Origin of the sequence: Pseudomonas sp. HOU2, assembly GCF_040729435.1 — a bacterium.
GTDB lineage: Bacteria > Pseudomonadota > Gammaproteobacteria > Pseudomonadales > Pseudomonadaceae > Aquipseudomonas.
The window spans coordinates 218,046-240,455 of sequence record NZ_CP160398.1; the positions used below are offsets into that span (position 1 = coordinate 218,046).

19 protein-coding genes are annotated in these 22,410 nt (G+C 59.9%); 11 read left to right on the forward strand and 8 right to left on the reverse strand.

Features of this window, described 5'->3' with window-relative positions; translation table 11 throughout:
• Window positions 1-75: 75 nt before the first annotated feature.
• The 5 genes from ABV589_RS01000 to ABV589_RS01020 all read right to left on the reverse strand — a co-directional run bounded on the left by ABV589_RS01000 (window position 76) and on the right by ABV589_RS01020 (window position 6,059).
• The gene (locus ABV589_RS01000) at window positions 76-2,697 is read right to left on the reverse strand and encodes an EAL domain-containing protein (RefSeq protein ID WP_367084508.1); all 2,622 of its coding nucleotides are present in this window, start codon (window positions 2,695-2,697) and stop codon (window positions 76-78) included.
• 168 nt (window positions 2,698-2,865) lie between these two features.
• On the reverse strand, window positions 2,866-3,804 hold the full coding sequence (locus tag ABV589_RS01005; protein WP_367084509.1) for an AraC family transcriptional regulator: 939 nt from the start codon (window positions 3,802-3,804) through the stop codon (window positions 2,866-2,868).
• 25 nt (window positions 3,805-3,829) lie between these two features.
• Window positions 3,830-4,663, reverse strand: a complete 834-nt coding sequence (locus ABV589_RS01010; protein WP_367084510.1) for an oxidoreductase — start codon at window positions 4,661-4,663, stop codon at window positions 3,830-3,832.
• A gap of 147 nt (window positions 4,664-4,810) precedes the next feature.
• Window positions 4,811-5,554 carry an anti-sigma factor gene (locus ABV589_RS01015; RefSeq protein WP_367084511.1) on the reverse strand — a complete coding sequence of 248 codons (744 nt, stop codon included), beginning with the start codon at window positions 5,552-5,554 and terminating at the stop codon, window positions 4,811-4,813.
• Complete coding sequence (locus ABV589_RS01020; RefSeq protein WP_007967104.1) at window positions 5,547-6,059, reverse strand: sigma-70 family RNA polymerase sigma factor; 513 nt, start codon at window positions 6,057-6,059, stop codon at window positions 5,547-5,549. The genes ABV589_RS01015 and ABV589_RS01020 overlap by 8 nt, the downstream gene beginning before the upstream one ends.
• A 153-nt stretch (window positions 6,060-6,212) precedes the next feature.
• Between ABV589_RS01020 and ABV589_RS01025 the strand changes: the two genes are divergently transcribed.
• From ABV589_RS01025 to ABV589_RS01065, 9 genes are all read left to right on the forward strand, one after another.
• Complete coding sequence (locus tag ABV589_RS01025; protein ID WP_367084512.1) at window positions 6,213-7,181, forward strand: metallophosphoesterase; 969 nt, start codon at window positions 6,213-6,215, stop codon at window positions 7,179-7,181.
• 14 nt (window positions 7,182-7,195) lie between these two features.
• A complete protein-coding gene (locus ABV589_RS01030; protein WP_367084513.1) occupies window positions 7,196-7,504 on the forward strand; it encodes a plastocyanin/azurin family copper-binding protein in 309 nt (102 codons plus the stop codon).
• A gap of 238 nt (window positions 7,505-7,742) precedes the next feature.
• Entirely contained in the window at window positions 7,743-8,411 is a 669-nt protein-coding gene (locus tag ABV589_RS01035; RefSeq protein WP_367084514.1) for a GntR family transcriptional regulator, read from the forward strand.
• A gap of 79 nt (window positions 8,412-8,490) precedes the next feature.
• Window positions 8,491-9,297 (forward strand): ABC transporter substrate-binding protein, encoded by an 807-nt coding sequence (locus tag ABV589_RS01040; RefSeq protein ID WP_367084515.1) that lies wholly within the window; start codon window positions 8,491-8,493, stop codon window positions 9,295-9,297.
• An 11-nt stretch (window positions 9,298-9,308) separates the two neighbouring features.
• Entirely contained in the window at window positions 9,309-10,085 is a 777-nt protein-coding gene (locus tag ABV589_RS01045; protein WP_007967116.1) for an amino acid ABC transporter permease, read from the forward strand.
• Between the two features lie 2 nt (window positions 10,086-10,087).
• Window positions 10,088-10,867, forward strand: coding sequence for an amino acid ABC transporter ATP-binding protein (locus ABV589_RS01050; RefSeq protein WP_108589741.1), 780 nt, complete (start codon window positions 10,088-10,090; stop codon window positions 10,865-10,867).
• Window positions 10,868-10,887: 20 nt separating this feature from the next.
• Complete coding sequence (locus ABV589_RS01055; protein ID WP_367084516.1) at window positions 10,888-11,979, forward strand: polyamine ABC transporter substrate-binding protein; 1,092 nt, start codon at window positions 10,888-10,890, stop codon at window positions 11,977-11,979.
• Between the two features lie 23 nt (window positions 11,980-12,002).
• Entirely contained in the window at window positions 12,003-13,613 is a 1,611-nt protein-coding gene (locus ABV589_RS01060; protein WP_367084517.1) for a gamma-glutamyltransferase family protein, read from the forward strand.
• A gap of 107 nt (window positions 13,614-13,720) precedes the next feature.
• Window positions 13,721-15,580 carry an ABC transporter ATP-binding protein gene (locus ABV589_RS01065; RefSeq protein ID WP_367084518.1) on the forward strand — a complete coding sequence of 620 codons (1,860 nt, stop codon included), beginning with the start codon at window positions 13,721-13,723 and terminating at the stop codon, window positions 15,578-15,580.
• Here the strand turns inward: ABV589_RS01065 and gabP are convergent.
• Entirely contained in the window at window positions 15,571-16,977 is a 1,407-nt protein-coding gene (gabP, locus tag ABV589_RS01070) for a GABA permease (protein ID WP_367084519.1), read from the reverse strand. The two genes, ABV589_RS01065 and gabP, sit on opposite strands and share 10 nt — an antisense overlap.
• Before the next feature lie 392 nt (window positions 16,978-17,369).
• Window positions 17,370-18,272, reverse strand: a complete 903-nt coding sequence (locus ABV589_RS01075) for a LysR family transcriptional regulator (RefSeq protein ID WP_367084520.1) — start codon at window positions 18,270-18,272, stop codon at window positions 17,370-17,372.
• Between the two features lie 122 nt (window positions 18,273-18,394).
• Here ABV589_RS01075 and ABV589_RS01080 point away from each other — a divergent pair, with 122 nt between their 5' ends.
• The gene (locus ABV589_RS01080) at window positions 18,395-19,825 is read left to right on the forward strand and encodes an aldehyde dehydrogenase family protein (RefSeq protein WP_367084521.1); all 1,431 of its coding nucleotides are present in this window, start codon (window positions 18,395-18,397) and stop codon (window positions 19,823-19,825) included.
• A 70-nt stretch (window positions 19,826-19,895) separates the two neighbouring features.
• Here the strand turns inward: ABV589_RS01080 and ABV589_RS01085 are convergent, their stop codons facing one another.
• Window positions 19,896-20,945: a 3-oxoacyl-[acyl-carrier-protein] synthase III C-terminal domain-containing protein gene (locus tag ABV589_RS01085; protein ID WP_095135761.1), complete on the reverse strand. Its 1,050-nt coding sequence runs from the start codon at window positions 20,943-20,945 to the stop codon at window positions 19,896-19,898.
• 457 nt (window positions 20,946-21,402) lie between these two features.
• Here ABV589_RS01085 and ABV589_RS01090 point away from each other — a divergent pair, with 457 nt between their 5' ends.
• Window positions 21,403-22,074 carry a lipopolysaccharide kinase InaA family protein gene (locus tag ABV589_RS01090; protein ID WP_367084522.1) on the forward strand — a complete coding sequence of 224 codons (672 nt, stop codon included), beginning with the start codon at window positions 21,403-21,405 and terminating at the stop codon, window positions 22,072-22,074.
• Window positions 22,075-22,410 lie beyond the last annotated feature (336 nt).

The window sequence follows — 22,410 nt, forward strand, 5'->3', positions numbered from 1 at the left end:
ACCGTATTAACGAAGCGTGTCGAGCCGGGCTGTGTGCATTTCGATGATTGATTATTGCCGGCGATGCAAGGCCGGCTAAATGACGCGTCCTTTCTTGGGCGACGGATGATCGGCCGGTTCGGCCCTGGCGCTTTTCAACAACTGTGCAAACGCGCTCTTGTCGATCGGCCTACTCATGAAATAGCCCTGCACCTCGTTGCATTGATCCTTGCCGAGAATCTCCAGTTGCTCCTCGGTTTCCACGCCTTCGGCGGTCACGGTCAGGCCCATGGCCTTGCCCAGGCCGATGATCGCCTGGACCACCGCGCGGTCATTGGCGCCGTGGCTGATCGAGGCGATGAAACGCTTGTCGATCTTGATCCCGTCGAACGGGTAGGCGCGCAGGTAACCGAGGGACGAGTAGCCGGTGCCGAAGTCATCCATGTTCAGGCGCACGCCCAGTTGCTTGAGCGCATTCATCGTGGCCAGCGCGCCGTCGGTGTCGACCAGCATCACGTTTTCGGTGATTTCCAATTCCAGGCGACTGGCCGGGAAACGCGTCTGCACCAGTACTTCGCGCACGTCCTCGACGACATCGCTGAGGGCAAACTGCGCCGGCGACAGATTGACTGACAACAGGATGTCCGCCGGCCAGGTGAGGGCGGTTTCACAGGCTTCGCGCAGTACCCAGCGTCCCAGCGGCACGATCAGGTCGGTCTGCTCCGCCAGGCCGATGAACACGTCCGGCCCGAGCAGGCCCTTGGTCGGATGCTGCCAGCGCACCAGGGCTTCGACCGAGACGATGTGCTTGCCGTCGACCGTGTAGCGCGGCTGGTAGTGCAGGACGAATTCGTCGTTCTTCAGCGCGCCGCGCAAATCGCTTTCCATCTGCCGGCGTGTCTGGATCTGGTCGCTCATGTGCGCTTCGAAATAACACCAGGTGTTCTTGCCTTCGGACTTGGCCTGATACAGCGCGATGTCGGCGCAACGGATCAACTCGCTGGGCACGAAGCCCTGACGCCGGCTCAGGGCGATGCCGATGCTGGCGCCGACGTGCAACGGATGGTGCTCGAAGACCATCGGCTGATGCAGGCTCTCGACCAGCCGGGTGCAAAAGCGGTCGACCTCCTGCCGAGTGTCCATGCCATTGAGCACCACGACGAATTCGTCACCGCCCAGGCGCGCGACGATGTCGAGCTCACGGGTGCATTCGCGCAGGCGACTGGCGACTTCCTGCAACACGGCATCGCCGGCCGGGTGGCCGAGGGAGTCGTTGATCGGCTTGAAGTTGTCCAGATCGATCACCAGCAGCGACAGCGCTGGCGCATGCTCCTTGAGTTGCAGTGCATCATCCAGATAACGCGCCAACTGGTTGCGATTGGGCAGGCCGGTGAGGGCGTCGTGCATGGACAGGTGCTGAATCTGCGCATGGGCGGCGACTTCGTCGGTGATGTCGCTGGCGGTGCCGCGATAGCCGCTCACGGTGTGCTTGTCGAGGATCGGGCGTGCCGACAACCGGCAATGACGCTGCTGCCCGGCGTGATCGCGATAGGTGCAACGCAGGTCGCTGGCATTGCTGTCTTCGGTAAGTTTCTTCAGCCACAGCTCCAGCGGCGTGGTATCGCATGACACCAATTGCCCGATGCTCTGGCCGATCCACTGGGTTTGCGGGTAACCGGTCACTTCACTGAAGCGCGCCGAGAGATAGGTCAGGCGCAGTTGATTGTCGACCTCCCAGATCCAGTCCGACGCCGCTTCGGCGACCGCGCGAAAACGTTCTTCACTGGCTTCCAGCGCATGATTGGCGGCTTCCAGCGCCTGATTCGAGGCCTGCAGCGTGCTGAAGCTGTGGTCGACGTAGGTCGAAGATCGCAAGGCGTGACGCAAGAAATACCCGGTCAACAGCATCAGCACCGCCATTACCCCGCCGAGCGTTGGCAACAGCGACCACAGCAGTTGCCGGCCGGGGCGTTCGAGGTCCGCGCTGAGGCTGTAACCGGTGCTGTCCAGCGGCACCCGAGGCTGTTCCTCGGCGAGCGTGTCATCCGGGGCAAGTCTCAGGTTCTGCAGGCCGTAGGCAGTGCCGATCGCCTGCAGTTTGCTCGGCGTCAGCTTGTCGACGAACACCAGCACCGAGGTCTGTTTCGGATCGCCCAGCGGCCGCTCGTCGTTGGGCAGGATCGCCGCGGCCGTGACCAGTGCCGGCGCGCCGTCGAACAGCGAGTAAGCACTGATCGGCACCGTCAGATCGGTCTGGTTTTGCACCTGATCGATCAGTGACGCGGCAGAGACCTTGAGCAGGGCGTTGATGTCCACGTCGTCGAGTTGACCCTGCACGACGGCGTACTTCGTGCGGCCCCGATCCAGCACAAACACACCGTCATAGCCGTCGCTGGTGAACAGGGTCTTGCCGATGTTCTGCTGGGTGTAAGCCCAGTCGGTATCGATTTGGGTATGCAAGTGTTCGTAAGCCGTGGTCCAGTCGGCGTAGCTGGTGATGTAGCTTTTGGAGGCGGCGATGCGATTTTCCAGCGCACGGGCCGTATAGAAGCGGGTTTGCTCGACATCCTCGCGATCCAGGCGAGCGGCAATGCCGAGCAGGGTGCCAATGGCGGCCATCACCCCGACGATAAACAGCGCACCGACCGCAAACGCCAGCCGGCGGGTGATTGTGCTTTGCTGAGGCGGAACAGGCGCAGCGGGAGCGAAGACATCCATATGTTCGTCCTTGATTCTCTGTCTGAATCATCTGGAACAGCGGCCCGCGTGCAATGTTCAATGTGTTTGCCGGGCTTGCACCGAGGCGGATTTCTCAAGCGTAGTGAATGCGCGGGGATTTTGCCTTGAGACTGCGGCGGGCGTGCGATGGCCGGGAGCGTTTGGTGCTCAGTGCGAAGACACGTACAAGGAGGGCGTGTCGGACTGGGGCAGGGCATACGTGGCCTTTATCCACGCGACCTCAGCCAGCGGCGTGCGGCCGAAGAAGCGCTTGAATTCGCGGCTGAACTGCGAGGCGCTTTCATAACCGACGTTGAACGCTGCCGTCGCGGCCGGCATGGCGCCACGCAGCATCAGCAAGCGCGCCTGATGCAGGCGCGTGGCCTTGAGGTATTGCATCGGCGATGAGTCGGTGACGTTGCGAAAATGCACATGAAAGCTCGGTACGCTCATCCCCGCTTCCTCGGCGAGGGACTCGACATCCAGGCGTTGCTCATAGCTGCTGTGAATCCGCCGGATCGCCCGGCTGACCTTGCCGAAATGCCCTTGCTGCTGGAGCGCCGCACGCATCGAACCGCCCTGGGCACCGGTCAGGATCCGGTAGTAGATCTCCCGAACCAGCGCCGGCCCGAGGATCTGCGCGTCGCCCGGATCGCTCATCGCTTCGAGAAAACGCAGGGTCGAGGCGCGCAATGGATCATCCATCGGCGAGGCGTACATGCCCTTTGGCGGAGCGTCGCTGGGGCCGAACACCTCGTCGACCTGCAGCATCAACTCGCTGGCCAATTGCAGGTCGAGGCGCATGTACACCGCCAGCATCGGCTCAGCCGCACTGGCCTCGGTTTCCATGGTGAACGGCACCGGCACCGAGACCACCAGATAATGCTGGGCGTCATAGACGTAGACGTCATCGCCCAGAAAGCCGCGCTTGCGCCCCTGACAGAGAATCACGATGCCCGGGTCATACAACACCGGAGTGTTGCTCAGCGGCCGATTCGAACGCAGAAACCGCACGTCCTCCAGCGCACTGAGGTTGTAACCCTCCAGCGGCGCGAGCTGTTCAAGCAACTGCACCATGCGCGCGGTGTACGGATCGGATGGACTCATGGGCATTGATCTCTTCGCCGGGTACTCAGCCATCGGTGGAGCGGGTCAGGGTTTCCCATTGCTCGATGTCGCTGAGGCTGCGTTGCAGTTTATCGCGCACCAGATTCAGCGCATCGCTGCCCAATAGCAAGTGTGCGGGTGGTGCGGCGCTGGCGATCAGTTGCAGCATGGCCTGCGCAGCCTTGCGCGGATCGCCCAACTGCTTGCCGCTTTTTTCCTCGCGGGCCTTGCGCACGGGGTCGAAACTGGCGTCATAGTCGGCAATGCTGCGCGCCGTGCGCTGCATCGAACGCCCGGCCCAATCGGTACGAAACGAGCCAGGTGCCACCGCCGTGACAAAGATGTTGAACGGCTGCAATTCCTTGCTCAGCGTATCGGAGAGCCCTTCGAGGGCAAACTTGCTCGAACAGTAATAGGCAATGCCGGGCATGGTGATGGTGCCGCCCATCGAGGTGATATTCAGAATGTGCCCGGCGCGCCGTTGACGGAAATACGGCACGAACGCCTTGATCATCGCTGCCGCGCCGAACAAGTTGACGTCGAACTGTCGCCGCATCTCTGCTAGTGGTGACTCCTCGAAAATGCCCTCATGACCGTAACCGGCGTTGTTCACCAGTACATCGACCGGACCCAGTGTGGCTTCGACGTCGGCGATCACCCCGTTGATGCGTTCGAAATCGGTGACGTCGAGCAACACCCCGTGTGCCCGATCCGCTGACAAGGCCTCGAACGACTTCAGGTCGGCGTCATTGCGCACGGTACCGATCACCCGGTGACCGGCGTTGAGCGCTTCCTGTGCGAGCGCGCTGCCGAAGCCGCTGCTGACACCGGTGATAAACAGGGTTTTGCTGCTGTGCATGGCTATCTCCGACGGATAAGTGAGAGGCCATGGTAGGCAGCCTGGGGCGAGAGGGGTATGCCGGTTTATCTGCGAGGATTGCCTGTTCCTATTGGCAGGCCTGTGAAGCGCTCTGAAACGTGAGGCTGATGCGGCATGCCTCCCGGATCAGGAGCCATTCCGGAGCAATTGCCCCAGCGCCTCCAGCTCAGCCTTTTCCACATCCGACACCAGCACGAAACGCATGTGAGCGGATTGCCACGACACCACGTTGAACCCGCGCAGGCTCTGGCTCTGCACGGCTTTATCAGCCTCGCTCGTGGGCAGGATGAACACGTTGATGATGTGTTTGGCATGCCCGTAACTCAGGGCCGCGGTGGTCTGGTGCTGCAGGTAATCCAGGCGCCCGCCGAGCAGGGGAAAGCCTTGCGCCGAGTAGTCGAACACCGGGGGGGAGAAGTCGAGTTTGCCGGTGAACCAGGGCTTGACGGTGTGGCGGTCGGAGGACACCACGTCGTTCAGGTGTTCGCCCATCAACGAGCGCACGTGGCTGGACACGGCCTCGTCGATCAAGGGTTGCTCGCTGCCCGGAGTGGCGACATACAGCACCATCGCCAGAGCCAGCGCTGCGGCGGAAAACCCCGGAGCCAGCCATTTTTGCCAGCGCTGGATCAACCCCGGCGCAGGTGTGTCGGCGGCGAACACGCTGGCCGCCAGTGAGGCGGGGGCGCGGTAGTAGGGGGCATGGCGCTGCACGCTGACCTTGAGCAGCCTGGCTTGCTCGTGCAGCCGAGCGCACTCGGCGCAGGCGCTCAGGTGCGCGGCCACCTGCGCCGTCGTCGCCGGATCCAGTTCCTGATCCAGATAGCCGTGCAGTCGGGTCTGGCAAACCTTGCAGTCGAGTTCATTCATGATCGTGCAACTTCAGCAGTTCGAGCTTGAGCAGGGCCCGCGCCCGGGCCAGCCTGGACATCACGGTGCCGATGGGAATATCGACCACCAGGGCGATGTCCTTGTAGGGCAGGTCTTCGAGTTCCTTGAGCACGATCACCTCGCGAAACACCGGCGGCAGGGCGCACAGCGCTTGCTGCAGCAACGCGGCGTTTTCCGTATGAATGGCCAGCAGTTCCGGGGTCTGGCCATGGCTCAGGGGGCCGTCGTCAGTCACCATGTCGTCATCGATGGCGACCCAATGGCGTCCGGCCGAGGCCTTGAGCCAGGTGTAGCTTTCGTTGCGCACGATAGTCAGAAACCACGCTTTGGCGTTGCCATCGGCGAAACGCTGCAAAAACCGGAAGGCGCGCAGGGCGCTTTCCTGCACCACATCGCGCGCAGCGCTGTCGTTGCCGGTGAGCCAGCGCGCAAGGTTGTAGGCCGCGTCCAGATGGGGCGCAATCAGTTCCTCAAATCGCTTCATGGTCGGTTCCGCACCGTCACACCCCTATAACCGTGCTGCGGCAGGTTTTATTCGCGCAAAAACATTTATTTTTTGCCGTGGAATAAAGCCTCGCGCCGCCAGGTTTACCTCGTGTCAGCTACCTCACTGTAGTTCGCCCGCGAGGACACACCGATGGACATTCAAGCAAAACACCCGCTGCGCACCGACGGCCCGCTCAACCCGGATCGGCGAACCCTGCTCAAATGCTCGGCGTGGGCCGGGGCCGGGGTCCTCTGGGCCTTGAGTGGCGGCATTCCCAAAGCCTTTGCGCTCGACGAGGCGGGTAACGTCAGCGACCCCAAGGCGCTGGCCAGCAGCTTTCACTTCGTGCAGATCAGCGACTCGCACATCGGCTTCAACAAGGAGGCCAATCCGGAGCCGGTCAAGACCCTGCAGGTGGCGATCGACAAGGTCATCGCGCTGCCCAAACGGCCGTCGCTGATCCTGCACACCGGCGACATCACTCACCTGTCCAAGCCCGAGGAGTTCGACACCGCCGCGCAATTGCTCAAGGGCCTGCCGTCCACCGTGCATTACATACCCGGTGAACACGACACCCTCGACGAGGGCGGCGGCAAGCTGTACCTGGAGCGCTACGGCAAAGGCACCAAAGGCAACGGCTGGTACAGCTTCGATGACCATGGCGTGCACTTCATCGCGCTGATCAATGTGTTCAATTTCCAGGCCGGCCATGAGGCCAACCTCGGCGCCGAGCAACTGGCCTGGCTGGCGGATGACCTGCGTGCGGTTTCCACCAGTACGCCGATCGTCGTATTCACCCACATCCCGCTGTGGACGATTTATCAGCCGTGGGGCTGGGGCACCGAGGATGGCGATCAAGCAATAGCGATGCTGCGCAAGTACGGTTCAGTGACGGTGCTCAACGGGCACATTCATCAGGTGATCCAGAAAGTCGAAGGCAATATCACCTTTCACACCGCCCGTGGCACGGCCTATCCGCAGCCTGCACCGGGCGCGGCACCGTCGCCGGGGCCGATGACGGTGGCGGCCGATCAATTGCGCAATTACCTGGGGATCACCGACGTGCGCGCGACCCAAGGCGAGCATCCGCTGGCCCTGATTGATTCGACACTGGTGTAACCGAGGGCGAACCGATGAAAACGCGACTGTTGGCGCTGATGGGCCTGTTGCTGGCGATGCCGGTGTGGGCCGCGGAAGTGAGGATCGACATCAAGGAATTCATGTTCGACCCCAAGGACCTGACCGTGGCCGTCGGCACCAAGGTGACGTGGGTCAATGACGATCAGATTCCGCACACGGTGGCGGAAACCCACAAGGTGTTTCGCTCGGGGGCGCTGGACACCAATGACAGTTTTTCCTGGGTGTTCGATACGCCGGGGGCGTTTGAATATTTTTGCGTGTTGCATCCGCAGATGATTGGCAAGGTGGTGGTGACGCAATGATGCATGCCGCAAGGGTGCGGTTGAGGCGAGTGTTACTCAGCTACCAATCTGCACCTTTGCGGGGCTCGCCATGGGCCATCGGGTAGCACTACTCAAGTTTCGAGCTGCAGGATCTGCTCGCTGTTGTTTTCTTAAATCATTCAAATCAAGCGCTTGGCACGGTGCGGAGAAATCTGGCATGCATCGTGCTTTTTTGTATCCGTGGATAATTGGATACAAAAAGACAGAAGGTGCTGCCATGCAATTCGCTCCCGCCTACGACCAGCGTCAACCGATGACCGCCGAGGAAGAGGCCTACAACTTTCTGTTGGAAGGCATTTGCGGCGGTCGTTATCGCAAGGGCGACCGGTTGATCGCCGAGGACATCGCCAGTGAAATCGGCATGAGCCGCATGCCCGTGCGCGAAGCCTTTCGCCGTCTCGATGCGCAGGGGCTGGTGACGCTGAGGCCCAATCGCGGCGCCGTGGTCAGCGGTCTGGATGTCGAGCAAATGCACGAAGTGTTCGAGATGCGCAGTGCGCTGGAGGGGCTGGCGATTCGCATCGCCGTGCCCAAGATCAGCGAGCGTCAGTTGACCGCGCTGGAGCGGCTGCTCGATGAAATGGACGATTACCGCGAAGAGAGTGCGGCGTGGGTCAGCCGACATCGCAAGTTCCATGAATACCTGTGCAGCCTCAGCGATCGGCCACGGCTGCTCAAGCAGATCGGCGCCCTCTACTCATTGATCGAAGCGCCGATGCGCCTTTGGCTGCAGCACATCGAAAAGCCCCTGAGTGCGCGCCAGGAACACCAGATGATCCTCGATGCGATTCGTGCCGGTGACGCCAACAAGGCCGAGGCCGTGGTGCGCGAGCACATCGAAGGCACCGTCCCCGAGCTGATCAAATTTTTGCAATCGGAAAAATAACCACAGAGCGGAACACGAGTCCGCCGATGTTTTGACTTTGAGTACTGCCCCGTTACTAACCGAACTGGAGTGTCTGGTCATGCATACGTCTCGCCTGTTACTGGCTGCAATATCCCTCGGATTCTGTACGCAGTGGGCGGTTGCCGCACCTACGGTGCCGGAGCGTCTGGTCAAGGTCGACAAACTGACCTATTGCTCGGGCATGGATTCACCGCCACTGGTGTCCTTCGACGAAGCGCAAAAGCCCAAAGGGCTGACCGTCGACCTCGGCCTGGAAATCGCCAAACGTCTGGGCGACAAAAAGGTCGATTGGCGGGTGATTCCATTCTCCGGATTGCTCCCGGCCTTGCTCGCCAAACAGTGCGACATGATCGTCGACCAGTTATTCGACAAGCCCGAGCGCCGTGAGGTGATCGACATCGTCAACTACATGTATTCCAGCCAGGCGGTGGTGGTGCCCAAGGATAATCCGAAGGCGCTCAAGACCTTGGCGGATCTGAGTGGGCACAAGATCGCGGTGCTCAACGGTTCGACCATCAAGACCTTGCTCGACACCGAAAATGAAAGCCTTACCAAGGCCGGCAAGCCACCGATGAAACTGGTGGTCTACAACACCGACACCGATGCCTTCCAGGCCCTGCGCATCAATCAGGTTGACGCTTACGGCACCACCGTAGAAACCGCCGGCTATTACGCGGCGATGGCGCCGGACCTGTTCGAGGAAGGCGTGCCAGCCTTCAGCCGGATCCTCACCGGGCTGGGCATTCGCAAGGATGATCCGCAACTGAGCGCCGCCGTGCAGCAGATCATCACCGACATGCGCAGCGACGGCAGCTACAACCAGCTCCTGAATAAGTGGCACGTCTCCAGCGACACTCTCGATTGAGGTAAGCGTTGATGAACTTCAATTGGGATGTGTTCTGGCAGTACCTGTTGCAGCCCAGCGGCGTGTACCTCACCGGCCTGTGGCTGACCTGCCTTATCAGTGTGCTGGCGATGTTGCTGGGCTGTGTGCTGGGGCTGGCCGCCGCGCTGCTGCGCTTGTCGAAGAACCCGTTGCTGCATCTGCCGGTGCGTTTTTATGTGTGGCTGATGCGCGGCACGCCGCTGTTGGTGCAGATCGTTTTTCTGTACACCGCGCTGGCGGCGGGCGGGATTTTTCGCTTCGAAGACATCGAGCTGTTCGGACTGGTGGTGCCCGGCAACATTCAGGCGGCGATCATTGCTCTGGGCCTCAACGAAGGCGCATACATGGCCGAGATCATCCGCGCCGGGATCGGCGCCGTGGACAAGGGCCAATACGAGGCCGGCCGCTCGCTGGGCATGACCTTCGCCAAATTGATGCGCCGTATCGTGCTGCCGCAAGCGTTTCGGGTGATCGTGCCGCCGCTGGGCAACGAGTTTAACGTGATGCTGAAAAACACCACGCTGGTCAGCGTGATCGGCGTGCAGGAGCTGTTGCTCAGCACACAGATGGTCACCTCGGCGACCTTTCGGGTGTTCGAGTTGTACCTGGTAGTGGCGATCTATTTCCTGTTGCTCACCACGCTGTGGGGCTTCTTTCAGCGCTGGCTGGAGAACCGTTTCGGCCAGTCCGACCGACCTTCTGCACCACCGCCGGCCTCCAGCCGAATGTTCGGTCGCAGCACTCTTAAACTGCTGAGGGGGCGTTGATCATGGCGCAGCAAAGTGACGAACTGATCATCGAGGCGCTGAACATTCACAAGGCCTTCGGTGACCTGCAGATTCTCAAGGGCATTTCCCTGCAAGTGCGACGCGGCGAAGTGGTGGTGCTGATCGGCGCCTCGGGCTCGGGCAAAACCACGTTTATCCGCTGCATCAATCTGCTCGAAGACATTCAGGGCGGAGAGATCCGGGTCAACGGCCGACCCATGGGTTATCGCACCCGGGCGGACGGCAGTCTGGTGCGCGACTCGGAACGCAACATCGCCCGTCAGCGCCGGGACATCGGCATGGTGTTTCAGCGCTTCAACCTGTTCCCGCACATGACCGCTTTGGAAAACATCATCGAAGCACCGATTCAGGTACTGGGCGTGCCGCGCCAGGCTGCGCTGGATCAGGCGCACGCATTGCTCAAGCGAGTCGGGCTGGCGGACAAGGCCGGGCATTACCCGTCGATGCTTTCCGGTGGTCAGCAGCAGCGGGTGGCAATCGCCCGAGCACTGGCGATGAAGCCCCAGGCGATGCTGTTCGACGAACCCACCAGCGCCCTCGACCCGGAAACTGTCGGCGAGGTTCTGCAGGTCATGAAGGAACTGGCCGAGGAGGGCATGACCATGGTCGTGGTCACCCACGAAATGGGCTTTGCCCGCGAGGTAGCCGACCGGGTGGTGGTGCTCGATCAGGGTGAACTGATCGAACAAGGCCCGCCGGAGCAGATTTTCAGTCGTCCCACCCATCCCCGAACCCAGGCCTTTCTCAGCCGCGTGCTGTGAACTTCACAAGGAATTTGACGATGCGTTTATCGAGCTTGTTCGCGGCGCTGTGCTGCGCCGCTGTGGTGCCCATGCTTCAAGCCGCCGACTCGGTGGTGAAGGTATACAACTGGTCCGATTACATCGGTCCCGACACGCTGAAGAATTTCGAGAAAGACAACGCGATCAAGGTTCAGTACGACATCTTCGACACCAATGAAATGCTCGAAGCCAAGTTGCTTTCCGGGCACTCGGGTTACGACGTGGTGGTGCCGTCCAGCCAGTTTCTTTCGAAACAGATTCGCGCCGGCGCTTATCAGCCACTGCAACGCGAATTGCTCGATAACTGGAAACACCTCGATCCGCGTCTGATGCAGCGCCTGCAAGCTGCCGACCCGGGTAATAAATACGCCGTGCCGTACATGTGGGGCACGGTGGGTATCGGCTACAACGAGGAGAAAGTCCGCGCCGTGCTGGGCAAGGATGCGCCGCTGGATTCCTGGTCGATGGTGTTCGACCCGCAGAACCTCGCCAAACTGAAGAGCTGCGGCGTGGCCTTTCTCGATGCTCCGGTGAAGATCATCCCCCAGGCCCTGCTTTACCTCGGGCTGGCCCCCAACAGCGTCAAGCCCGACGACTACAAACAGGCTTCCAAACTCCTGATGACCTTGCGGCCCTCGGTGACCTACTTCAACTCGTCGAAGTACACCGCCGACCTCGCCAACGGCGACATCTGCGTAGCGATCGGCTATTCCGGCGACGTGATGCAGGCCCAGACCCGGGCGCGCGAGGCGGGCAAAAACATCGATATCCGCTACCTGATTCCCAAGGAAGGCGTGAACCTCTGGTTCGACATGCTGGCGATCCCCAAGGACGCCGGCAACGTCGCCAACGCCCATGCGTTCATCAATTACTTGCTGCGCCCTGAGGTGATTGCGCCGGTCAGCGATTACGTCGGTTACGCCAATCCGAACAAGGACGCCACGGCGCTGATGGATAGCAAAGTCAGCGGCAACCCGGGGATCTACCCGACTGACGAGGTGATCAACCATGCCTTCGTCTCCGCCGATCTGCCGGAAAACATCCAGCGTCTGATTACCCGCGAATGGAACCGGATCAAGTCCGGCCAATGAATTTGATTTGAAGAGCCTTTGCCATGTTGAAATTCTCTGCTCACGAATATCCCTATCCGTCGCAACGCCAAAGCGTGTTCGCCCGTCGTGGCATGGTTGCAGCGTCTCAGCCGTTGGCCGCACAGGCCGGCATCGAGATGCTGCAGAAGGGCGGTAATGCGGTCGACGCCGCCATCGCCACGGCGGCGGCGCTGACTGTGGTCGAGCCTACGGGTTGCGGCCTGGGCGGCGATGCGTTTGCGCTGGTCTGGTTCAAGGATCAGTTGCATGGCCTCAATGCCAACGGCCATGCCCCGGCGGCTCTGAGTATCGAAGCGGTGAAAGCGGCCGGCCATGAACAGATGCCGTTATATGGCTGGACGCCTGTGACAGTGCCCGGCTGCCCATCGGCCTGGGCCGAGCTGTCGCAACGCTTTGGCGTGTTGCCGTTCGCCGATTTGCTGCAACCGGCAATCAGTCTGGCCAGAGACGGTTTTCCCTTGTCGCCGGTGGTTGCCCATCAATGGCAAATCGCGCTGGATGAGTTCGGCCCGCATCGTAATGAAGTGCTGCAGGCCTGGTTCGATACGTTCCTGATTGATGGTCGCGCGCCGAAGGCCGGTGAAGTTTTCCGTAACCCGGCACAGGCAAGAACCCTTGAAGAGTTGGCGTCGAGCCGCTGCGAAAGTTTGTATCGCGGCGCACTGGCGCAACGCCTGGATGCGCATTCACAAGCAACGGGCGGCTATCTGCGCGCCACCGATCTTGAGCATTACCGCGCGCAGTGGGTGGAGCCGATCCACGTCAATTACCGGGGCGTGGATGTCTGGGAAATCCCGCCGAGCGGGCAAGGCCTGGTGGCGCTGATGGCGCTGAAGATTCTTGAAGGCTTCGACTTCGATCACCGTGACAGCCAACAGACCTGGCACCGGCAACTGGAGGCGATGAAGCTCGCCTACAGTGATGGGCTGCACTACATCACCGATCCGCTGCACATGCGCGTGGCCGTGGCCGATCTGTTGAGCGACGGCTACAGCGCCCGCCGCCGCACGCAGATCGGCGAACAGGCGCAACCGCCGAAACCGGGCGATCCCCATGCCAGTGGCACGGTGTATCTGGCCACGGCGGACGGGCAGGGCAACATGGTGTCGTTCATTCAGAGCAATTACCACGGTTTCGGCTCAGGCGTGGTGCTGCCGGACAGCGGCATTGCCCTGCAGAATCGCGGCCAGGAATTCAGCCTTGATCCCGAGCACGCCAACGCGTTGGCGCCCGGGAAAAAGACCTTTCACACGATCATTCCCGGCTTCCTCACCAAGGATGGCCAGGCGCTAGGGCCGTTCGGTGTGATGGGCGGCTACATGCAGCCGCAGGGTCATGTGCAGATGGTGATGAATCTGGTGGATTTCGGCCTGAACCCGCAGTCGGCACTGGACGCGCCGCGCTGGCAATGGCTGGGCGGGATGAAGGTTGGCATCGAGCAGGGCGCTTCAAGGGATCTGGCCAACGCGTTGGCGCGTCGCGGGCATGAGGTGCAGATCGCCAGTGACCTGACGGATTACGGACGAGGGCAGATTATTCTGCGTGATCCAGTGACGGGCGTACTGTGTGGCGGGACTGAGCCGCGGGCGGATTCGCATATCGCAGTCTGGTAGAGACGGCAGGCACTCGTCCAGGTCAGGAGCACACACTTTTTCACAAAGACCTCCCGGGATCCGATCGGTGGCAGAATCTCCCTGACTTGTAAGTTCAGGAGAACACCATGCTTCGTCTGTTTGAACGAAGACTCGACCCTTTCCCGCCTGACGAGGTGCCACCGCCACCCAACGGTCTGGCTAAATTTCTCTGGGCCTGTACCCGGGGTGCACGCGGCTACGTGCTGGCGCTGGCGTTGCTCAGTGCCGCTGTGTCGATTTATGAAGCGTGGCTGTTTTCCTTCCTCGGTCAGGTCGTGGATCTGCTCTCGACCTGGCAGGCCGGTGGTGAAGCGGCCGCGCAGGAGCGCCGCGTGTTGTGGGGCATGGGCATCGTCATGGTGCTCAGTGTCGGGCTGGTGGCGTTGCGCACCATGGTTCAACACCAGATTCTGGCGATCAATTTGCCGTTGCGTCTGCGTTGGGATTTCCATCGGCTGATGCTGCGGCAAAGCCTTTCGTTTTTCTCCGACGAGTTCTCCGGCCGGGTCACGACCAAGGTCATGCAGACCGCGCTGGCGGTGCGTGACGTGCTGTTCACCCTGATCGAGATCCTGCCCGGGATCGGCGTGTACTTTATCGCGATCATCGCCCTGGCCGGCGGTTTTGCGCTGAAACTGATGCTGCCGTTCCTCGCCTGGGTTGTGCTGTTCGGTCTGGCCATGTGGTACTTCGTGCCGCGTCTGGGCAAGGTCGGCCAGGAGCAGGCCAATGCGCGGTCGATGATGACCGGGCGTATCGCCGACGCGTACACCAACATCACCACGGTGAAGTTGTTTTCCCATTCCAATCGCGAAGCGCACTTCGCGCGGGCGGCGATGGAAGATTTCAAGCTGACCGGGTTTCGCCAGATGCGTCTGGTCAGTCTGTTCGAGATCGTCAATCAGGCCTTGGTGGTGGCATTGATCATGTCTGCCGGTGGTTATGCCCTGTGGCTGTGGCACCAGGGTGATGTCGGCGCCGGTGCGGTGGCGGCGATCACTGCCATGGCGTTGCGGATCAACGGCATGTCGAACTGGATCATGTGGCAGATGACCTCGCTGTTCGAAAGCATCGGCACCGTTCAGGACGGCATGGCAACGCTGACCCAAGGCACCAAGGTGCAGGACGCACCGGATGCCGGCGTGCTGGTGACCTCTGGCGGCGCGGTGACGTTCGACAAGGTGAAGTTCAATTACGGTGGCGAACGTCAGGTGCTCGATGGCCTGAGCCTGAGCATCCGTCCCGGTGAAAAAATCGGTCTGGTCGGCCGCTCCGGTGCCGGTAAATCGACGCTGATCAACCTGCTGCTGCGTTTTTATGACGTCGACAGCGGCGAGATTCGTATCGACGGTCAGAACATTGCGCACGTGACCCAGGACAGCCTGCGCAGCGCGATCGGCATGGTCACCCAGGACACTTCGCTGCTACACCGCTCGATTCGCGACAACATCGCCTACGGTCGCCCCGATGCCACCGACGCGCAGATCCGCCGCGCCGCTGCCAACGCTCAGGCTGACGAGTTCATCAGCCAACTCAGCGACCGCCAGGGCCATACCGGCTACGACACCCTGGTGGGCGAGCGCGGGATCAAACTGTCCGGCGGCCAGCGCCAACGGGTGGCGATTGCCCGGGTGATGCTGAAGAACGCGCCAATCCTGCTGCTGGACGAAGCCACCAGTGCGCTGGACTCGGAAGTCGAAGTGGCGATTCAGGAAAGCCTCGATGACATGATGCAGGGCAAGACCGTGATTGCGATCGCACATCGACTGTCGACGATCGCAGCGATGGACCGGCTGATTGTCATGGACGACGGGCGCATCATCGAGCAGGGCACTCATTCGGAGTTGCTGGAGAAGAACGGCGTGTATGCGCGGCTGTGGGCGCATCAGAGCGGCGGCTTTCTGGGCGAGGACAAAGGCGTGGTCGAGGCGATGGATCAGGCCTGACCCACCGACGTTGCCTGTGCGGCCGATGCAGGCTGACGCGACGTGATCAGGCCGATAAAGGAGATTGCCAGCGCCAGGCCAATGGTGGTGGTGACTTCGGTGCGATGCTGCGGAGTGATCATCATGACCGCCAGCGCCGCGCAGATGAAGCCGATCACCAGCCACGTCAGCCATGGGAACAGCCACATGCGGAGGGTCAGCTCGACCTTGCGCTGTTGCAATATCCGCCGCATGCGTAGCTGCGACACCGCAATCGCCAGGTACACCAGCAAGGCAATCGCCCCGGAACTGGCCAGCAGGAACTCGAACAGCCCGGCGGGCATGAAGTAGCTCCACACGGTGATCGACGCACCCAGCACGGTGCTGGCGATCACGGCGGCCCGTGGCACACCGGCCGCGGAAGTCGCCTTCAGCGCTTTCGGCGCATCGCCGCGACGACCCAGCGAGTACAACATGCGTGAGGCAATGTAGATCGAGGAGTTCATGCAACTGGCCACGGCGATCAGGACGACGACGTCGACCATGAACTTGGCGTTTGGAATATTCATGATGTCCAGGGCGCGCTGATACGAGCCCACCGAGGCCAGCAACGGATCATTCCACGGCACCACGGAAATGACCACGAAGATCGACAGCAGGTAGAACACGCCGATGCGCCAGATCACCGAGCGGGTGGCCTTGGCAATGTTCTGCGCCGGATTATTCGATTCGGCGGCCGCGATGGTCACCGCTTCCGTACCGATGAAGCTGAACATGATCGTGATGAAAGCGCCGACCACCGCCGACAAACCGTTGGGCGCAAATCCGCCGTGCTCGGCCATCAGACCGCTCAAGCCGCTGACTTCGCGCTCGGGCACCCAGCCCATCAACACGGCAAAACCGACCCCGATGAAACCGATGATCGCCACGACCTTGGCCATGGCGAACCAGAACTCGAATTCACCGTATTTGGACACGCTGAACAGGTTGGTCACCACCAGCCCAATGATCGATCCCAACGCGAACAGCCAGGCATCGACCTGGGGGAACCATTGGTGCAGCACATGCCCGGCCGCCAATGCTTCGATGGGAATCACCAACACCCAGAACCACCAGTACAGCCAACCGATGGTAAAACCGGCCCAGCGGCCGATGGCCTGGTCGGCGTAGGTGGAGAACGAACCGGTGTCCGGATTGGCCACCGCCATCTCGCCGAGCATGCGCATGACCAGCACGACGAGCAAACCTGAAAACAGATAGGCGAGAAGCACCGCCGGCCCTGCAGCGGCAATCGCGTGTCCTGAACCGACGAACAAACCGGCGCCGATAATCCCGGCGATGGACAGCATTGTGACGTGACGAGGCTTAAAGCCCTGCGCCAATTGGCTACTCGAATCCATGGAGTTCGGGCTGATCATTGGTTTTTTTGTTCTCTGCTGATCGACATTTAAGCAATTGAACGGGCACACGATCGGTCACCATCGTTGCCTGCTGAACTCCCGAGAGAAGCCCGTCCAACCGCCGCAGTTCTTATCAATCCCATGATCTGACCGGGATTGTTTTGATAGGAAGACACGGCACCTTAGCCGGCCTTGCAGCAGATTCAATAGCCTGATTGCGCCATGATCGTGTCTGATATCGACATGTGAATACCGTGAGGTCGTATTTGAGACCTGTCGGTCACGCAAGGCTCTGGCAATCAAAATCCGGATTGACCAAGTCATGTACGTTTTTTGAGATGGGGGATTGAATTCGACGGTGAAGCCAAACTGGGCCCCACAAGTCAGGCTATCCAGTGGGCAAAACAGGATCAAACCAAAGTGGGCCGCAACTCCTGCGCCAGTTCAATCAATGCGCGCAACCGCGCGGGCACGAAGCGGTGGCCCGAGTAATAGAGCCTCAGTCCGCCAAATGACGGGCACCACGGCATCAACACCGGCACCAAGGTGCCGCTCGCCAGCTCTTGCTGGATGAACCACTCGGAAATGAAACCAATGCCAAGGCCCGACAACACCGCCTGTTTGATTGCGAGCATTTCGTTGGAGGCGAAGCTCACCGGCAGATCCATTTGCAACTTTTGGCCATCGCGCTCCAATTCCCATTGGTAGAGCCCACCATGGGCCATGCGCATGCCGATGCTTCGGTGGGTGAGTAGATCTCGCGGATGTTCGGGCACGCCGTGGCGTTCGAGGTACTCGGGGGGTGCGACCACAAGCATCCGAATGTCACCTGACAGTGCCACGGCAATCATGTCTTGCGGCACGGACTCCGCCAGACGAATCCCGGCGTCGAAGCCACCGGCGATGATGTCGACCATGCTTGATTCGCTGACGATGTCGATACGTACGTCGGGATAGCGCTGAGCGTACTGCTTCAATAGCGGATCCAACAGCAGGTAGGCCGCGCCATGCGGTGCATTGATGCGCAATGTGCCGCTCGGCTCATCGGGGCCGACGCTGGCTTCTTCGCCGGCACTTTTGATCTGTGCCAACGCAGGTGCGATGCGTGCCACATAGCGTTGGCCGATGTCGGTGAGGGCAACGCTGCGCGTGGAGCGATTGAACAGCCGCACTTTCAGGCGTGCTTCCAGACCGGCCACCGCGCTGCTCACGGCAGTAGTGGACATGCCCAGCTCCTGTGCAGCGCCGCGAAAACTGCTGCGCCGCGCCACGGCCAACACCACTTCCAGCTCGGTCATTCCGGTTCTGTGCATAGATCGTCCTGAATATAAGGATGCTTCATCAGCCAAAGGATGGCTTATCGGAATAATGAACCCTTCTTAGACTTCATCACAGAGGCTCGATTCAGACGAGTCGTTTTGAGCGAGGAGTCGCCATGCAACGCATTGAACATATCTACATCAACGGCGAGTTCGTTCTTCCCCACGGTGAGGAATGGTTTGACCTTCATAACCCGAGCACCGAGGAAGTCATCGGTCAGGTTAGGCTGGGCGATGCACTGGACGCACAGCGTGCGATCGCCGCCGCCAAGGCTGCATTCCCGGCGTGGGCCCGTACTAGCCGGGAGGAGCGCATTGCGGCACTGCACCGCATGCACCGGGCCGTGGCGGCAAAGGAGGAAGAGCTGCTGCAAGCCATCCTCATGGAGTACGGTGCACCTGTGGCTCGCGGGCGCTGGATGGCGACTTATCCGGCCGACGTGATTGCGCAAGCAATCGATGCTCTGGAGGCGTTCGATTTCGAGGAGCAGGTCGGCATCGCCAGAGTCATTCTGACGCCCGTGGGTGTGACCGGTCTGATCACGCCATGGAACAGCAATGCGGGCTTCATCTGCAACAAGCTGGCCACCGCGCTGGCGACCGGCTGCACCGCCGTCATCAAGCCTAGCGAGATGAGCGCGTTGCAGACGCAGGTCGTGGTCAGTGCGTTGCACGAAGCGGGGTTGCCACCGGGTGTATTCAATGTCGTCAACGGACGGGGTGATGTGGTTGGCGAGGAGATCGCCGGTCATCCCGACGTTGCCAAGATCTCGTTTACGGGCTCGTCTGCTGTCGGTAAGCATCTGGTCAGAACCGGTGCCGACACCATGAAGCGTGTGACGCTGGAACTCGGCGGCAAGTCGCCCACCGTGGTGCTGGATGATGCTGATCTGCAGGCGGTCATGCCGATGGTGCTGCAAGCCGGATTTCTCAACAGCGGCCAGGCGTGCATCGCGGGGACTCGCATCCTCGTGCCGCGCCGCCGGCTGACAGAATTCGAGCGGATTGCGCAGGAGAGCGTCTCACAGATCCGATCGGGCGATCCGCGTGACACCGACACCGATATCGGTCCGATGGTGAGTCAGAAACAATGGGAACGGGTGCAGCGCTACATCCGTATCGGCCAGGAAGAAGGCGCAAGGTTGCTGGCGGGTGGCGAAGGTCGCCCGGAAGGCTTGCATGCCGGATGGTTTGTGAAGCCCACGATCTTCACTGATGCCAACAACCGGATGCGCATCGCACGTGAGGAAATCTTCGGGCCCGTATTGACGATCATTCCTTACGAGGATGATGCCGATGCGGTCAGCATTGCCAACGATACAAACTATGGGCTGAGCGCCCTGGTACTGGGAAAAAGCGCTGAACGTTGTATGAACGTAGCCCGTCAGATCGATGCGGGACGCGTGCTCATCAACACCCTGACCCACGAGCCGCGCGCCCCCTTCGGTGGATTCAAGCATTCAGGACTTGGGCGCGAAATGGGCAGGTGGGGAATGAGCGCGTTTTTGGAGCCGAAGACGTTGATCAGCCATGACACGTTGAAATGACTGGGTCAGGTTCCTGTCGTCAACTGGGTCGAACAACTTGCCGCCTCACGGCGGCAAGTTGCTTCCGATCTTACAGGGTGAATGACAACGCAGAGAAAACCATCCCGCCACTGCCTGCCCAACCCATGCAAAACTGGCCGTTTTCGGCTTCGCCCCGACTCATCGCATCGAAGATGCCGTAGGGGATGGACGCGGTAATGATGTTGCCGGTTTTATGTCCGACGTGGTGCAGCTTGTGATCGATACCGATCAGTTGGCCGATGTGCTCCCACATCTTTGGCGAACCGGTATGGATAAACACTTTATGAACATCTGCTGCAGAGATGTTTTGCAGATTGAAAACTTTTATCGCTTCATTGCGGCCATCTTCATGCAAGGCTGCCGCGTAGGAATTGAATTGATACTGCCCACCCGTTGGTGAAATACGAGGAATATCCTCCTCATTGCAGAACAGTTTCCAATCCGGCAGGGAGATGGTCGACAAGTCACTCAAGTCCGGCCGGTTGATGTAAGAGAACTTGAAATTGCCGGGGGCCTCATGACTGAGGATGGTGACGGTGACAGCTTCGCCAATGGTAAAACTCGGGAACTTGTAAGCCAGTTCTGCCGACGACTGCAAAGAGAAGTTCTTGGGCATGACCGGCCCGCCGGCAGACATGCCAAATTCCATATTGACGATCGCCGCGTAGCGAATCTCGCCGGCCTGCATTTTACTGTTGATGACATCCATGGCTGTCACCCAGCCGTTGCAGGCGTCGACCACATCGAAGTTTCTGCAGCTCAGGCCCAGCGCCTTGGCGATGAACGTACTGTTGGCCGGCTCGATGAAGCCGCGGGTGACGTTCGGGTAAATCAACAGATCCAGATCGGCCTTGTCGATATTGGCCTGGGCGAGCGCGGAGTTGAATGCCGTCTCCATCAGTTGCATCGGCGTTTCGTTGGCACCCAGCCAATGACGCGTGCCGCTGCCACTTTTTTCAAGCAACTTGCTGATGGTCTTCAATGTTTTAGGCAAGTCTTCCTGGAAGGTATCTTTAGAGTGTTCCTCGACCAGGTTTATAACGTCCTGATTGCTGACGATGCGTGACGGGAGAATCCCGGACAGCCCAACTATTTTCATATGACTTCCTTGTTGAAAGTGTGCATCCGTGGGCAATGGCTGCGGATGAGCAAACCCTTACTCATCCCTGTAAGGAGCCATTGGCGGCAATACTTTTAGCACAAAGAAAATGCGGATCAAGGACGTTGCTCGTTATTTCCATCAATTGAATTGAATCATGATCTGGGTCAATTTAACGGGCTTTCAAGTTGACCAAAAAAAACAGTCGGGCGGACCCTCGCGACACGGTTGGCATCTGTGTTTCCTGTCGTCGGCTATCGGCGAAAAGGACACACCTGAAGGGATAAACACCCCTCAATAGCCTATTTTCGTCACGTAGTTGCGTAAAAGCCCCAAGCTGGCCCTAAAATCATCGAACATCGAGGGAACTATTAACGTCCACCAACAGACTGAGCTGCTGTTGCGACCCTCATGCAAACGTCGCACGAAACGATTTCTACAATAAATGGAGCGCACAATGGGCAGGGCAGGCGATGAGTTCGATTTCTGGTGGGGTACGTCCGGTTCGTGGGTGGAACCGCCGAATGTGCGCCGCAGCGGCACCAGCGGTGTCCAGTTGATCGTTCAAGGTGACAAGACGTTTTTCGTAAAGCGCCAGACTGGCCATCTGTTCCGCAGCCTCCGTTACCCCACTGGCCGACCCACCGCATTGCGTGAAGGCATTGCCCTTTCTAGACTCCAGCAACTGGGTGTGAATGCGCCGAGACCGGTATTTTATGGCGCGAGAAAAGTCGACGGCGTTTGGCAGGGGGTCTTGGTTACCAATGATCTGGGCGGCTTCATTGATCTGGATACCTGGTATAGCCAGGGCGCTGCAAGCCTGTTGACCACGGAACAACATCTGCGACTTCTTGAACGTTTGGCGCAAATGCTGGCGCGGATGCACTCGGGCAAATGGCAGCACGGTTGCATGCGTTCCAAACACATCTTTATCAAGGCGTCGGTTACCGACACAGACTTCGATTTCGAACTGGCGCTGCTTGATCTGGAGAAATCTCGCGGTCGTGTTACGGCAATGGGCGCGGCGCGTCACGACATTCCGCAACTCAGACGGCATTCTTTCTGGGATGAGTCGCAGTGGCGGCATTTCCTTTCGAGCTATGAGCAAGCCAGTGGTAGAACCCTGTAAGCAGGTGTGCCTGTGGCATTCGGCAGGCGGGCTGATTGTTATCTCTCCTTGGGGCTGCAACAACTTCAAGGAGAAGGTTCACTGGCAAAGGGTTGATGGTTTTTTATTGCAATCGTTGGGGGGTGTAACAAGCGGGGTCTGCGCAGTAAGTGAACAAAAAGCTTACTGCTTATGAATGATTGATTTTCGGCCAATCACGACCCTTCAAAGTCGTACAAGAGCAGGCTTTCATGGATAGACCCCGGTGAGAAGCGGTTATCAGAAATGGAAATATAATCGTAAATTCTCATGCCTTTTTCTGGCTGATCGCTGTTCCTCTGCTAGGTTTTTCTAACG

Excerpts from the sequence above, each read along its gene's own strand:
- ABV589_RS01000 (WP_367084508.1), bottom strand. The coding sequence starts at position 2,697 with ATGGATGTCTTCGCTCCCGCTGCGCCTGTTCCGCCTCAGCAAAGCACA.
- ABV589_RS01005 (WP_367084509.1), bottom strand. The coding sequence starts at position 3,804 with ATGAGTCCATCCGATCCGTACACCGCGCGCATGGTGCAGTTGCTTGAA.
- ABV589_RS01010 (WP_367084510.1), bottom strand. The coding sequence starts at position 4,663 with ATGCACAGCAGCAAAACCCTGTTTATCACCGGTGTCAGCAGCGGCTTC.
- ABV589_RS01015 (WP_367084511.1), bottom strand. The coding sequence starts at position 5,554 with ATGAATGAACTCGACTGCAAGGTTTGCCAGACCCGACTGCACGGCTAT.
- ABV589_RS01020 (WP_007967104.1), bottom strand. The coding sequence starts at position 6,059 with ATGAAGCGATTTGAGGAACTGATTGCGCCCCATCTGGACGCGGCCTAC.
- ABV589_RS01025 (WP_367084512.1), top strand. The coding sequence starts at position 6,213 with ATGGACATTCAAGCAAAACACCCGCTGCGCACCGACGGCCCGCTCAAC.
- ABV589_RS01030 (WP_367084513.1), top strand. The coding sequence starts at position 7,196 with ATGAAAACGCGACTGTTGGCGCTGATGGGCCTGTTGCTGGCGATGCCG.
- ABV589_RS01035 (WP_367084514.1), top strand. The coding sequence starts at position 7,743 with ATGCAATTCGCTCCCGCCTACGACCAGCGTCAACCGATGACCGCCGAG.
- ABV589_RS01040 (WP_367084515.1), top strand. The coding sequence starts at position 8,491 with ATGCATACGTCTCGCCTGTTACTGGCTGCAATATCCCTCGGATTCTGT.
- ABV589_RS01045 (WP_007967116.1), top strand. The coding sequence starts at position 9,309 with ATGAACTTCAATTGGGATGTGTTCTGGCAGTACCTGTTGCAGCCCAGC.
- ABV589_RS01050 (WP_108589741.1), top strand. The coding sequence starts at position 10,088 with ATGGCGCAGCAAAGTGACGAACTGATCATCGAGGCGCTGAACATTCAC.
- ABV589_RS01055 (WP_367084516.1), top strand. The coding sequence starts at position 10,888 with ATGCGTTTATCGAGCTTGTTCGCGGCGCTGTGCTGCGCCGCTGTGGTG.
- ABV589_RS01060 (WP_367084517.1), top strand. The coding sequence starts at position 12,003 with ATGTTGAAATTCTCTGCTCACGAATATCCCTATCCGTCGCAACGCCAA.
- ABV589_RS01065 (WP_367084518.1), top strand. The coding sequence starts at position 13,721 with ATGCTTCGTCTGTTTGAACGAAGACTCGACCCTTTCCCGCCTGACGAG.
- gabP (WP_367084519.1), bottom strand. The coding sequence starts at position 16,977 with ATGATCAGCCCGAACTCCATGGATTCGAGTAGCCAATTGGCGCAGGGC.
- ABV589_RS01075 (WP_367084520.1), bottom strand. The coding sequence starts at position 18,272 with ATGCACAGAACCGGAATGACCGAGCTGGAAGTGGTGTTGGCCGTGGCG.
- ABV589_RS01080 (WP_367084521.1), top strand. The coding sequence starts at position 18,395 with ATGCAACGCATTGAACATATCTACATCAACGGCGAGTTCGTTCTTCCC.
- ABV589_RS01085 (WP_095135761.1), bottom strand. The coding sequence starts at position 20,945 with ATGAAAATAGTTGGGCTGTCCGGGATTCTCCCGTCACGCATCGTCAGC.
- ABV589_RS01090 (WP_367084522.1), top strand. The coding sequence starts at position 21,403 with ATGGGCAGGGCAGGCGATGAGTTCGATTTCTGGTGGGGTACGTCCGGT.